The 12,372-nt window shown below is 72.1% G+C and carries 12 protein-coding genes; 8 read left to right on the forward strand and 4 right to left on the reverse strand.

Annotated features, from left to right (window positions below; translation table 11 throughout):
• Positions 1–18: 18 nt before the first annotated feature.
• Together ACIPVB_RS01010 and ACIPVB_RS01015 are read left to right on the forward strand one after the other, a co-directional pair.
• A complete protein-coding gene (locus ACIPVB_RS01010) occupies positions 19–444 on the forward strand; it encodes a YciI family protein (RefSeq protein WP_400366183.1) in 426 nt (141 codons plus the stop codon).
• On the forward strand, positions 441–1,673 hold the full coding sequence (locus ACIPVB_RS01015) for an RNA polymerase sigma factor (RefSeq protein ID WP_400368159.1): 1,233 nt from the start codon (positions 441–443) through the stop codon (positions 1,671–1,673). Before ACIPVB_RS01010 ends, ACIPVB_RS01015 begins: the two co-directional genes overlap by 4 nt.
• Positions 1,674–1,746: 73 nt before the next feature.
• Here the strand turns inward: ACIPVB_RS01015 and ACIPVB_RS01020 are convergent, their stop codons facing one another.
• A complete protein-coding gene (locus ACIPVB_RS01020; RefSeq protein ID WP_400366185.1) occupies positions 1,747–2,319 on the reverse strand; it encodes an NADPH-dependent FMN reductase in 573 nt (190 codons plus the stop codon).
• A 141-nt stretch (positions 2,320–2,460) separates the two neighbouring features.
• Between ACIPVB_RS01020 and ACIPVB_RS01025 the strand changes: the two genes are divergently transcribed.
• The 4 genes from ACIPVB_RS01025 (at position 2,461) to ACIPVB_RS01040 (ending at position 6,526) form a co-directional block, all read left to right on the forward strand.
• Positions 2,461–3,720 (forward strand): sensor histidine kinase, encoded by a 1,260-nt coding sequence (locus ACIPVB_RS01025; RefSeq protein WP_400366187.1) that lies wholly within the window; start codon positions 2,461–2,463, stop codon positions 3,718–3,720.
• Positions 3,713–4,378 (forward strand): response regulator, encoded by a 666-nt coding sequence (locus ACIPVB_RS01030; protein WP_400366189.1) that lies wholly within the window; start codon positions 3,713–3,715, stop codon positions 4,376–4,378. Before ACIPVB_RS01025 ends, ACIPVB_RS01030 begins: the two co-directional genes overlap by 8 nt.
• Positions 4,379–4,529: 151 nt before the next feature.
• Positions 4,530–5,414: an ABC transporter ATP-binding protein gene (locus ACIPVB_RS01035; protein WP_400366191.1), complete on the forward strand. Its 885-nt coding sequence runs from the start codon at positions 4,530–4,532 to the stop codon at positions 5,412–5,414.
• Complete coding sequence (locus tag ACIPVB_RS01040) at positions 5,411–6,526, forward strand: ABC transporter permease (RefSeq protein ID WP_400366193.1); 1,116 nt, start codon at positions 5,411–5,413, stop codon at positions 6,524–6,526. The genes ACIPVB_RS01035 and ACIPVB_RS01040 overlap by 4 nt, the downstream gene beginning before the upstream one ends.
• Positions 6,527–6,600: 74 nt before the next feature.
• On the opposite strand, the gene ACIPVB_RS01045 is transcribed toward ACIPVB_RS01040, so the two are convergent.
• The 3 genes from ACIPVB_RS01045 to ACIPVB_RS01055 are packed head-to-tail and all read right to left on the reverse strand — an operon-like array spanning position 6,601 to position 9,808.
• Positions 6,601–6,981, reverse strand: coding sequence for a VOC family protein (locus ACIPVB_RS01045; RefSeq protein ID WP_400366195.1), 381 nt, complete (start codon positions 6,979–6,981; stop codon positions 6,601–6,603).
• Positions 6,982–7,027: 46 nt separating this feature from the next.
• Entirely contained in the window at positions 7,028–8,011 is a 984-nt protein-coding gene (locus ACIPVB_RS01050; protein ID WP_400366197.1) for a hypothetical protein, read from the reverse strand.
• A 9-nt stretch (positions 8,012–8,020) separates the two neighbouring features.
• Positions 8,021–9,808, reverse strand: a complete 1,788-nt coding sequence (locus ACIPVB_RS01055) for a glycoside hydrolase family 15 protein (protein WP_400366199.1) — start codon at positions 9,806–9,808, stop codon at positions 8,021–8,023.
• A gap of 113 nt (positions 9,809–9,921) precedes the next feature.
• Here ACIPVB_RS01055 and ACIPVB_RS01060 point away from each other — a divergent pair, with 113 nt between their 5' ends.
• Entirely contained in the window at positions 9,922–11,283 is a 1,362-nt protein-coding gene (locus ACIPVB_RS01060) for a glucose-6-phosphate dehydrogenase (RefSeq protein ID WP_400366200.1), read from the forward strand.
• A gap of 403 nt (positions 11,284–11,686) precedes the next feature.
• Positions 11,687–12,271: a nitroreductase family protein gene (locus ACIPVB_RS01065; protein ID WP_400366202.1), complete on the forward strand. Its 585-nt coding sequence runs from the start codon at positions 11,687–11,689 to the stop codon at positions 12,269–12,271.
• Positions 12,272–12,372: the final 101 nt, after the last annotated feature.

The following is a 12,372-nucleotide window of genomic DNA, read 5'->3' on the forward strand; positions in this document are numbered from 1 at the left end:
CGAAGAGAAGAGTCCACGATGAAGTTCATGCTGATCATGCGCGCTACCGACGAGGCGCACGCGGCGTACGAGCAGATCCCGTTCGAGCAGATCATCAACGAGATGGGCGCCTACAACGAGGCCATGATGACGGCCGGGGTGCTGGTCGCGGGCGAAGGTCTGGCCGAGGACATGAGCCAGAACTTCACCGTCCAGTTCGGCGGCGACGAACCCCTCGTCACCGACGGCCCGTACGGCGAGACCCACGAGCTGTTCAACGGCTTCTGGATCATCGAGGTCTCCGGTAAGGACGAGGCCGTGGAGTGGGCGCGCCGCGCGCCGCTCATCGCGGGCAACACGCTCGAGGTGCGCCGCGTGACCGACGAGACCGACTTCGCGTCCTTCGCCGACAACGAGTACATCCAGAAAGAAGAGGGCTGGCGCGAGGAGCAGGCCTCGCGCTGAGCACCGACCTCTCGCGACGCGTCGCGGCGATCTGGCGCATCGAAGGCGCCCGCATCGTCGCGACGCTCGCGCGCGTCGTCGGCGACCTGCCCACCGCCGAGGATCTGGCTCAGGATGCCCTGACCGAAGCGCTCGCGCAGTGGCCGTGCGACGGTGTCCCGCGCAATCCCGGCGCTTGGCTGACCGCGGTGGCCAAGCGTCGCGCCATCGACGGGTGGAGGCGCGCGAAGAACGTCGACGAGAAGTACCGACTCATCGGAGCGGACATGACGGAGATCGTGGATGCCGTGTGGCAGCCGATCGACGACGACGTGCTGCGCCTGGTCTTCACGGCGTGTCACCCGGTGCTCGCGCGAGAGGCGCAGGTGGCCCTGACGCTCAAGATCGTCGGCGGACTGGACACCGAGGCGATTGCGCGGCTGTTCCTCGTCGCGGTGCCGACGATGCAGCAGCGGATCGTGCGGGCGAAGAAGACGCTGTCCGCAGCGCGCGTGCCCTTCGCGGTACCCGAGCCGGCGGAGTGGCCGGCGCGTCGCGACGCGGTGCTCAGCGTGATCTACCTCATCTTCACCGAGGGGTACGCCGCGAGCGGCGGTGACGCGGTGCTGCGCACCGAGCTCGCGCACGAGGCCCTCCGGCTGGGCCGCGTCGTGAACCGACTGCTGCCGCGCGAACCCGAGGCGCTGGGACTGTCGGCGCTCATGGAGCTGCAGGCCTCGCGCTTCGCGGCCCGCACCGACGCGAACGGGGATGCCGTGCTGCTCGCCGACCAGGATCGCCGGCGCTGGGATCGCTCGGCGGTCGCCCGCGGTGCGGCACTGCTCGATCGGGCGGACGCCCTGGGGCGCGGGCGCGGCCCCTACCAGCTGCAGGCCGCGATCGCCCGCTGTCACGCCGAGGCGACGAGCGTGCAGGCGACCGATTGGGGCCGCATCGTTCGGCTGTACGAGGCGCTCGAGCGAGCGGCACCGAGCCCCGTGGTGCAGATCAATCGCGCGGTGGCGGTGTCGATGGCATCCGGTCCCCTCGACGCGCTGGCGCTCGTCGACGAACTCGCGGCGGGCGGGGCTCTGCGGGGTTCGCACCTGATCCCCTCGGTGAGGGGGGAGCTGCTGTCGCGGCTGGGGCGGACACGCGAGGCACGAGAGGAGCTGCTGGCCGCGGCCGCGCTGACGCGCAACGAACGCGAGGGCGCACTGCTGCGGCGGAAGGCGGACGCGTTGGGCTGACGCGCGCCTGGACCTGGGAGCTCAGGCGCGCCGGTGGAGCCGAGGCTGGCCCCGGCCCCACCGCGTGCACGGGTCAGGCCGCGGGGACCTCGGCGGGCGCCGTCCGGGCGATCAGCGTCGTGAGCGCCTCGATGATCGAGCGCAGGAAGGCCGCGGTGCCCTCGTCGTTCACGGTGCCGTCCTCGTCGAACAGGCCGGGAGTGGACTGGATGTAGCCCTCGGGCTGTCCGAGGACCAGCGCGTTGTAGTGCAGGAGCACGGAGCGCAGGTGCTGCTGCCCCGCGGCGGTGGCGATCCCGCCCTGCGAGGTGCCGACGACCGCGGTGGGCTTGTCGTTGAAGGACGCCTCGCCGTACGGGCGCGCCGACCAGTCGAGGGCGTTCTTGAGGACGCCGGGAATCGACCGGCTGTACTCGGGGGTCACGATGATCATGCCGTCGGCATCCTCGATCGCCTTCTTGAACTCCTGCGCGACCGGCGGGAAGTTCCCGTCGTGGTCGGGCGAGTAGAAGGGCAGGTCCTTGATCGGGATCTCGCGGAGGGTCACGCCCTCGGGCGCCACCTTCTCGAGCGCCTTCGCCAGGACGCGGTTGATCGAGGTGCTGGAGATGCTGCCGACGATGTAGCCGATCGTGTAGTCGGTCACGGTGATCCTTCCGGGATGACGGGGCGCGAGACGCGCGTGTGTATTCACGTGCAAGCGTCTCGACCGGCGCCCTATTCCGCGGGGGGTTGACTCCGTCGCGCGGGGGATGCGGGTGTCGGGGACGGGCTCTAGCGTGGGGGGATGCCGCCGCTCACCCCGTCGCAACAGCGGGCCGACCTGGTGCTCGCGCTCGTGCTGTTCCTCGGCGGGTTGCTGAGCGCGGTGCTGTCGTCCGTCTCGGGTCTGTACGGCGAGCAGCAGGGCTCGCTCGCGATCGCCCTGGTATACGTGGCCGGGCTCGCCCTGCCCATCGCCGTGCGGCGCCGCTGGCCCTCGACCGCGGCCGTGGTGGTCTCGGTCGCGTACTTCTTGGCGGTCACCTTCCGCATCCCCGAGCTGTACGCCGGCAACATCGCCATGTTCATCGCGCTGTACACCGTCGGCGCCTGGGAGCCGCGACGACGTCGCGCGACGATCGTGCGCGTCGCCATCATCGTGGGCATGTTCGCGTGGCTGTTCGTCGTGATGTTCCAACAGGCCACCGAGCCGATCGATCCGGCGATCGAGGGCGCCTTCTCGCGCGCGGGCGCCTTCTCGCCGTTCGTGGCCTACCAGCTGCTCATGATCGGCGTGAACGCGCTGTTCTTCGGCGGGGCCTACTACTTCGGCGACCGCTCGCACCAGCAGATGCGCGAGCGCGCGGCCCTCGAGGTGCGCACCGCCGAGCTCGAGGCCGAGCGCGAGGTGACTGCCGCCCAGGCGGTCGCCCTCGACCGCGTGCGGATCGCGCGCGAACTGCACGACGTCGTCGCGCACCACGTCTCGCTCATGGGCGTGCAGGCCGGGGTCGCCCGGTCGGTGCTCGACCGCGACCCCGAGGCCGCGCGCGAGGTGCTCACCGGTATCGAGGGGTCCGCGCGCACCTCGCTGCTCGAGTTGAGGCAACTGCTCGAGACGCTGCGCACCCCCGGGAGCGATCCGACCCCCGACACCGCTCCCACCACGCACGGGCTCGCCTCGATCCGCGCGCTGGTCGACGAGGCCGACACGGCGGGCCTGCCGACGACCCTCACCGTCGTCGGCGCCCCCGCCGTGGACCCTCCCCCGCTCGTGCAGATCAACCTGTTCCGCATCGCGCAAGAGGCCCTGACCAACGCACGCCGGCATGCCGGGCCGGACGCCACCGCCGATGTGCGCCTGAGATTCACCCCGGATGCCGTCGAGCTCGAGGTCTCGAACACGGGACGCCGCGGCTCGTCGACCCCCGGACTCGGTCAGCTGGGCATGCGCGAACGCGCCGCGGTGTCGGGCGGCACCATCGAGATCGGTCCCCGAGCCCGCGGGGGCTACCTGGTGCGGGTGCGTGTTCCCCTCGCGGCCACGGAGGCCGCCCGTGTCTGAGCTGCGTGTCCTGCTCGTGGACGATCACGCGATGATGCGTGCCGGGTTCCGCACGATCCTCTCGCTCGAGGAGGACATCACCGTCGTCGGCGAGGCGGCGACGGGCGCCGAAGCCCTCACCGCCGCCGCGCGCCTGCGCCCCGACGTGATCTGCATGGATGTGCAGATGCCCGACATGGACGGCCTCGAGGCGACCCGTCTTCTCGCCGCCGATCCGGCATCGGAGGCCGCGGTGCTGATCGTGACGACCTTCGACCGCGACGACTACCTCTTCGCCGCGCTCGCGGCCGGGGCGAGCGGGTTCCTGCTCAAGAACGCCGGGCCCGAAGAACTGGTCTCGGCCGTCCGCATCGTCGGGGCGGGCGACGCGCTGCTCGCCCCCGAGGTCACGCGGCGCGTCATCGAGCGGTTCGCCGCCGGAGCGCCCACCCCCGTGGCATCCGTCCCCCCTCCCCTGCCCGTGGCCGAACCGCTCACCGAGCGCGAGGCCGAGGTGCTGCGCCTGATCGCCGAGGCCCTGAGCAACGGCGAGATCGCCGCGCGGCTGTTCATCGGCGAGGCCACGGTCAAGACCCATGTGTCCAACGTGCTGCAGAAGCTCGGCGCGCGCGATCGCGTGCAGGCCGTCGTGCTCGCGCACCGGCACGGCCTGGCCTGACGGGGCGGTCCCGTCGACGGGCTCGCGGACCTCGGCGCGTGGCCGGGCACGACCGCTCCCCCGCGCGGGGGAGGGGCGACCCGCCCCGGGGTGGAGGCGCCGCGGGCGCCGCCTCCCTAGCGTGGGATGCAACGAGAAGAAGGGATGCACCGTGCTCGAATTGAACGGCATCACCAAGAGCTACGGCGGCCGCCGCGTGCTCGACGACGTGAGCTTCAGCGTCGCCCCCGGCCGGCTCACGGGCTTCGTCGGCGGCAACGGCGCCGGCAAGACCACCACCATGCGCATCGCCCTCGGCGTCCTCGCGAAGGACACCGGCTCGGTCGTGCTCAACGGCGCGCCGGTGACCACCGCCGATCGCCGCCGATTCGGCTACATGCCCGAAGAACGCGGGCTCTATCCGAAGATGAAGGTCGCCGAGCACATCGCCTACCTGGCCCGCCTGCACGGTTTCGGCAAGGCCGAGGCCACGCAGAAGGCCACCGCCCTGCTCGAGCGCCTCGGACTCGGCGAGCGCCTCGGCGATCTCGTCGAGACCCTCTCGCTCGGCAATCAGCAGCGCGCGCAGATCGCGGCATCCCTCGTCCACGAGCCCGACGTGCTCATCCTCGACGAACCGTTCTCGGGCCTGGACCCGCTGGCCGTCGACGTCGTCGCGGGCGTATTGCAGGAGAAGGCCGCGCAGGGGGCTGCCGTGCTGTTCTCGTCGCATCAGCTCGACGTCGTCGAACGCCTCTGCGACGACCTCGTGATCATCGCCGGGGGAACGGTCCGCGCGGCCGGCAGCCGCGATGACCTCCGCGCGCAGCACTCCACGCACCGTTACGAGCTCGTCTCGCGCGGCGACGCGGGCTGGCTCCGCGACGAGGCGGGAGTGGACGTCCTCGAATTCGACGGCGGCTACGCCCTCTTCGACGCCGCCGACGACACGACCGCCCAGCGTGTGCTGCGCGGTGCGGTCGAGCGCGGCGACGTCGCCAGCTTCGCCCCCCAGCGTCCGACCCTGGCCGAGATCTTCAAGGAGGTCATCCAGTGAGCACCTCGACTCCCGTTCGCCGCGCACCCGGCGAACTGCAGAGCATCTGGCTCGTCGCCGAGCGCGAGATCGGCTCGAAGCTGCGCAGCAAGGCATTCGTCATCTCGACGGCGATTCTCGTCCTGGCCGCGCTCGCTTCGGTGGTGTGGGGCGGATTCGCCGCGAGCAACGCCTCCGGAGGCGGCATCCCGATCGCCGTCACGTCGCAGACCGAGGCCGCCGTGGCCGGTCTCGACGGACTCGAGGTCACCTCGGCCGACAGCGACGACGCCGCCCGCGCCCTCGTCGAGGACGGAACGGTGGATGCCGCCCTGGTCTCGGGATCGTCCGACGCGGCCTTCGACTACACCGTCGTCGTGCAGGACAGCGTCCCGCCCGCGCTGCTGCAGATGCTCAGCGTGACGCCGCCGGTGCAGATGCTCGACCCCGGCGCCGGGGCGGCGGACGCACTGCGGTACTTCATCGCGCTCGGCTTCGGTCTGGTGTTCCTCATCGCCGCGTCGACCTTCGGCGGGACCATCGCGCAGAGCGTGGTCGAAGAGAAGCAGACGCGCGTGGTCGAGATCCTCATCTCGGCGATCCCGGTGCGGGTGCTGCTGGCGGGCAAGGTCCTCGGCAACACCGTCCTGGCCATGGCGCAGATCGTGCTGCTCGCCGCGGTGGCGGTGGTCGGCCTGTCCATCACCGGACAGACCGGGGTGCTCGACACCCTGGGCGCGCCGATCGCGTGGTTCGCGATCTTCTTCCTGCTCGGATTCGTGCTGCTGGCCTCGCTGTTCGCCGCCGCGGCGGCGATGGTCTCGCGCCAGGAGGACATCGGGGCGACCACCACGCCCATCACGATGCTGGTGATGGCACCGTACTTCCTCGTCATCTTCTTCAACGACAACCCCGTCGTGCTGACGATCATGTCGTACGTGCCGTTCTCGGCCCCGGTTGGCATGCCGCTTCGCATGTACCTGGGTGACGCGCAGTGGTGGGAGCCGGTGCTGTCGCTGCTGGTGCTGCTGGCCTCGTGTGTGCTGGCCATCGGCGTGGCGGCGCGGATCTACCGCAACTCGCTGTTGCGCATGGGCGCACGCGTCAAGCTGGCCGACGCGCTGCGCGGCTGAGCGCCCCGAGCGCGATCCTCGAGCGGGCGGATGCCGGGACCCCGGCATCCGCCCGTTTCCCTTGTGTGCGGGGTCTACTCTTCGAGCACGGCGAGCACGTTGCCCGCCGGGTCGCGGAACCACGCGATCAGCGGACCCCCCTCGCGCATGATGCCGCGGGAGTCGGTCGGGAAGTTCTCGTCGTCGTAGATCTTCGTGTCGACCCCGCGAGCCCGCAGGTCGTCGACGGCGGCCTCGATATCGGAGACGGGGAAGTTGAGCACCGTGAACGACGCGGGCTCGTGGTGCGGCTTGCCGTAGACGAGCACGCGCCCTCCCGAGGCCAGGTGCAGCACCAGGAAGCCCGACCCCTCGAGCACCTCGACGCGGATGCCGAGCGTCTCGGCGTAGAAACGTTGGGCGGCCTCGACGTCGTCGACGGCAAGGCCCGAATACGCACCATCGGGGTGGAACATCGTCGTTCTCCTTCATTCAGCGCATCGCGGGCGGCGCGACACGGGGTCATCGCGCCACGTAGGCCGTGACACTGTCGGACACACGGATGGGGTCGCCGGTCACCTGGTCGCCGCGGGGCTGACCGATCGCGACCGACAGGCCCTGGTCGACGCCGAAGACCGCGGCGCCCGGCTGCGCGCCGCTGGCGCATCCCGACGACCAGGGTCGGTTGTCGCTCGAGGTGAACACGACGATGCAGCGCCCGTCACCGTCGTCGGGCCGGGCGAGATAGATGCGGAAGTCGTCGATCGTCGCGATGTACCGCGTGCTCGCGGCATCGATGCCGCTGTCGCGCAGGATGTCGGCCGAGACGACGTCTTCACTCGTCTGCGGGAACGCCAGCTCGGGCAGCCCGTCGTCGGGCGCATCGGCCGTCGTCGCGGGCACCGCGTTAACCGAGCCGATCGCGACGCCGACGCCGACCCCGATGCCGACCAGGGCGGCCGCACCGACCGCCGTCAGCGTCCTTCGCAGGAAACGGCGGCGAGGGCGGCCCGCCTCGCGGGCGAAAGCGGGCGCCCGCGCGGCCGAGGACGGGTCGGCGGGTGCTCCGTTCGGGTCGCCGGGGGCTTGGGCGGGCGGCGGGCCGCCGGGGGCTCGGGCGGGCGGCGGGCCGCCGGGGGCTCGGGCGGGCGGCGGGCCGCCGGGGGCTCGCGCGGGCGGCGGGCCGCCGGGGGCTCGGGCGGGCGGTAGGTCGCCGGGGCCTCGAGCAAGCGGCGGGCCGCCGGGGGCTCGGGCGGGCGGTAGGTCGCCGAAGTCGGCGGTCGACGACCCGGCCGCGCCCGCAGCGGACGTGCGAAGCGGGGTGGCCGGGGGCGAGGGCGCCGAGGCCGCGGCATCGACGACGGGCGATCCGGGCCTCGTCGACGGCATCCGCCGTGCCCCTTCCTCGAGCTCGACGAGCCGGGCGATCATCTCGGGGGTCGCGTCGCCGCCGTCGGCGCCGTACACGCGCTCGCGGAGTCTCCCGAGCTCGCCGTCGTCGTCCATGCCGCGACTCTACGACTCGGACGCCCTGCCCGGGGCGGTCTTGTCGAGAGCGTCCGCAGCGCCGACGAGGGCGAGGTGCGACAGCGCCTGCGGGGTGTTGCCCGCCTGCCGGCCGGTCACGGGGTCGTACTCCTCGGACAGCAGACCGAGGTCGTTGGCCACCCCTGTCAGGCGGTGCATGAGGGCCTGGGCGTCGTCGCGGCGGCCGCTGTGCGCGTACTGCCCCACGAGCCAGAAGGAGCACGCCAGGAACGGATGCTCGTCACCATCCAACCCATCGACCCCGGTCGTGCGATAGCGCAGCAGCCACCCGTCGGGCATGAGGGTCTCTTCCATCCGGGCGACGGTGGCGAGCATGCGCGGGTCGTCGTAGGCGCAGAACCCCACCTGCGGCAGCACGAGCAGCGAGGCGTCGACCTCGTCGGTGTCGAAGTGCTGGGTGAACCACCCGCCCGCGTGGACGCCGTGTGCGTCGATGTCGACCCGGATCCGATCGCGCAGCGTCCGCCACGTGTCGACCTCGCCGTCGCGTCCGCACTGTTCGACGGCCCGGATGCCGCGATCGAACGCCGCCCACATCATCGCCCGGGAGTGGGTGAAGAAGTGCGGGTCGCCGCGCATCTCCCAGATGCCGAGGTCGGGGCGGTCGACCCACGCGGCGAGTTGGTCGAGCAGGGCGCGCTGGAGCGCCCACGAGAACGTGGTCTCTTCGACGCCCGCGTCGCGGGCGGCCTCGAGGGCGACCATGACCTCGCCGATCACGTCCGCCTGGTACTGATCGACCGCACCGTTGCCGATGCGCACGGGAGCGGCGCCGCCGTACCCCGGCAGGCTCGTGATCTCGCGCTCGGGCAGGTCGCGCTCGCCCGCGATGCCGTACATGATCTGCACGTCGGCGGGATCGCCCGCGATCGCCCGCAGCAGCCAGTTGCGCCACCGGTGGGCGGCGTCGAGATAGCCGTGCTCGATGTACGCGCTCAGGGTGAGAGCGGCGTCGCGCAGCCAGACGTAGCGGTAGTCCCAGTTGCGTGACCCGCCGAACGCCTCGGGCAGGGACGTGGTGGCCGCCGCGACGATGCCGCCGGTCTCGGAGTGCGTCAGCGCGCGCAGCACCATCAGCGAACGCCTGACGAGGGCGGCGTGATCTCCGCTCGACTGCACCCGGTCGGCCCACGCGGCCCACCACTCGCGCGTGCGTTCCAGAGCCGCCTCGACGTCGAACGCCGCCGGCGGCTCCTCCCACGACGCGCCCCACGACAGCACCGAATCGACGGCCCGGCCGGGCTCGGTGGTCCACCGGGCGCGGTGAGCCGTGTCGACGGCGGTCAATCGCGGTCCGCGCAGCACGACGGCATCCGGGCCCGCCACCGCGAGGATCGCGTGGGCGTCACCCCGGCCCACCTGACGCACCCACGGCACGGCCCGGGCGTAATCGAAACGCAGGCGCACCTCGCTGACGAAGTCGACGGATCCCGATACGCCCACCACGCGGCGCACGAGCGCCTCGACGCCCTCGTCGACGGGCATGGCGTCGTACACGTCCGCGATGCCGGTGGCGGTCTCCCAACGGGTCGCGAGCACGAAGGTGTCGCCGTCGTAGCGCCGGGTGGCGCGGGCGGCGGGGTCCGCAGGCCGCAGCGACCACGACCCGTGCGTGTCGTCGCCCAGCAGCGCACCGAACATCGACCCGCTGTCGTACCGCGGCAGACACAGCCAGTCGACGCTGCCCGCGGCGGACACGAGGGCGGCGGATCGGCAGTTGCTGAGGACCGCGTAGTCCTCGATCGGAGTCGTCACCCTCGGATCATGGCAGGTGGGACCGACATCGTCACCGAGCATCGCGTTAGTGCCATCCCTGCACGCGCTGCAAGCGGCGATCGGGTGTCGGAGGGGAACGATACGGTGTCCGCATGGCCGCCGACACCACCCTCATCATCCTGGGCGCCTCGGGCGACCTCACCTCGCGCCTGCTGCTGCCCGCCCTCGGCCAGCTGCTCACGCGCGAGCCCGGCCGCTCGGTGCGTCTGCACGGCGCGGGCATCGAGAACTGGAGCGACGAGCACTGGCGCGAGGTGGTGAAGAAGTCGTTCTCGACCACGGATGCCGAGGCCGCCTTCGCCGCGGTCGCCGAGACCACCTACAGCCAGGCCGACATCACCCGGGCCGACGACCTGCAGAAACTGCTCGACGCCGCCGAGGGCCGCCCCGCACTGTATTTCGCCGTTCCCCCCGCGGTGGCCGAGAAGTCGTGCATCGCCCTCGCCGACGTGCGGCTCCCCCAGGGAACCGTGCTGGCGCTCGAGAAGCCCTTCGGGATCGACGAGGACAGCGCCCACACGCTGAACCGTCAGCTGGCGACCCTCGTCCCCGAGGACCAGGTTTTCCGTATCGATCACTTCCTCGGGCGCTCGACCGTCCTCAATCTGCTGGGCGTGCGTTTCGCCAACCGCCTCATCGAGAGCGTCTGGTCGGCCGACGACATCGCCTCGATCCACATCGACTTCCCCGAGGTGCTGGGTCTCGAGGGGCGCGCGGGCTACTACGACGACGCCGGAGCGCTCGTCGACATGATCCAGAGCCACCTGCTGCAGGTGATGGCCTTCGTCACGATGGAGCCGCCGTCCTCCCTCGACCAGCTCGACCTGCGCGACGCCACCTCGGCCGTGCTGCGCGCGACGCACGTGTGGAACGACGACCCCGTGGGCAGTTCCCGCCGCGCCCGGTACACGGCCGGCGACGTCGGCGAGCGCCACTTCGCGTCGTACGTCGACGAGCCCGGCGTCGATGCGTCGCGCGGCACCGAGACCCTCGCCGAGATGACCGTCGAGGTGCGCACCACGCGCTGGCAGGGCGTTCCGATCCTGCTGCGATCGGGCAAGGCCCTCGGCGCCGGCGACCCGGCCGTGACCGTGACCTTCAAGCCCGTGCGGCACCTGCCCGGTGGCTTCGTCGGCGACAGCGAGCCGTCGGTGCTGGTGTTCTCGCTCGGCCCCGACACCATGAGCCTGGGGCTCAACGTCAACGGCGCCGACGACCCGCTCGAGCTCGAGCGCGTGACCCTCGCCGCCGACCTGGGCGAGGGCGCGCTCAAGGCGTACGGAGAAGTGCTGTCGGGCATCCTCGACGGCGACGCGATGCTCGCCGTGCGCGGTGATGCCGCCGAGCAGTGCTGGCGCATCGTGCAGCCGGTCATCGACGCGTGGCGCAAGAACGAAGTGCCGCTCGACGAGTATCCCGCCGGAACCGCCGGACCGGCATCCTGGAGCGACTGACGAGAACGCCGGGACGCCCGCGGCGCCCGCCGGCCGCGCCCAGCCGGCCGCGCCCAGCCGGCCGCGCACACCCCGGCCGGGCGCACGGCTGCCCCGCCCAGCCGGCCGCGCACAACGGCGGGAGAATTCGCCGACACGCCGCCCCACCCGAACCCGGCGCGGCGTGTCACGCCATCGCCCCGCCGTTGTGCACGGGGCGGGGGCGGGGGCGGGGGCGTAAGACGGGGCAGGACACGCGACGGCGTCATGGCGGGTCACCCGGGAGCGGGGAACGAATCGCCGCGCGACCGGGACCGGGCGCCGCAGACACGCGGCGTCATCCGGGAACACCCGGGAGGTCGGGAGCGTTGACCGAGGCGGGTCAACGGCGTCCCGGCACTGTCATCCGACCTCAGGAGTCTCCATGTCCCTCGTTCTCGATCGCACCGCCCGCACCGACGCGCCCATCCTCGACGTGCTCGCCGAGCGATGGAGCACCCGCGTCTTCGACCCGGAGGCTCCCATCGACGAAGCCGCCCTCCGCTCCGCCCTCGAGGCGGCCCGCTGGGCTCCCTCGGCGATGAACCACCAGCCGTGGCGCTTCATCGTCGCTCGCCGCGGTACCGAGGCGCACGACCGTCTCGTCGCGGCGCTCATGGGCTTCAACCAGGCGTGGGCCCCCGCCGCCGGTGCGCTGGTCGTGGTGCTCGCCGAGACCGCGACCGCCGACGGCGAAGCGCGCACGTGGGCGCAGTACGACGCTGGCCAGGCCGCCGCCCACTTCACCGTTCAGGCGCACGCCGAGGGTCTCGCCACCCACCAGATGGGCGGCTTCGAAGCCGACGCCCTGCGTTCCGCCTTCGACGTCGAGGCGCGTTTCGCTCCCGTCGCGGTCATCGCCGTCGGCGTGCTCGGCGACGTGGAGGCCGCCGACGAGGGCCTGCGTCAGCGCGAGCTCGCCCCCCGCGAGCGTCGCACGGTCGCGGAGTCGCTCATCGCCGACGCCTGAGTCCCCGGCATCCGCCGCTCGTCCCCCGACGAACGCCCCCCGCACCGAGAAACGCTCGTCGAGAGCGCTTCTCTCAGCAGGGGGCGTTGTCGGTGGGACGC

Source organism: Microbacterium sp. NPDC090007 (assembly GCF_044748345.1).
Taxonomy (GTDB): Bacteria; Actinomycetota; Actinomycetes; order Actinomycetales; family Microbacteriaceae; genus Microbacterium.

What these genes read in the sequence shown, in the direction of transcription:
- ACIPVB_RS01010 (WP_400366183.1), top strand. Translation starts at nt 19, where the DNA reads ATGAAGTTCATGCTGATCATGCGCGCTACCGACGAGGCGCACGCGGCG.
- ACIPVB_RS01025 (WP_400366187.1), top strand. Translation starts at nt 2,461, where the DNA reads ATGCCGCCGCTCACCCCGTCGCAACAGCGGGCCGACCTGGTGCTCGCG.
- ACIPVB_RS01045 (WP_400366195.1), bottom strand. Translation starts at nt 6,981, where the DNA reads ATGTTCCACCCCGATGGTGCGTATTCGGGCCTTGCCGTCGACGACGTC.
- ACIPVB_RS01050 (WP_400366197.1), bottom strand. Translation starts at nt 8,011, where the DNA reads ATGGACGACGACGGCGAGCTCGGGAGACTCCGCGAGCGCGTGTACGGC.
- ACIPVB_RS01060 (WP_400366200.1), top strand. Translation starts at nt 9,922, where the DNA reads ATGGCCGCCGACACCACCCTCATCATCCTGGGCGCCTCGGGCGACCTC.
- ACIPVB_RS01065 (WP_400366202.1), top strand. Translation starts at nt 11,687, where the DNA reads ATGTCCCTCGTTCTCGATCGCACCGCCCGCACCGACGCGCCCATCCTC.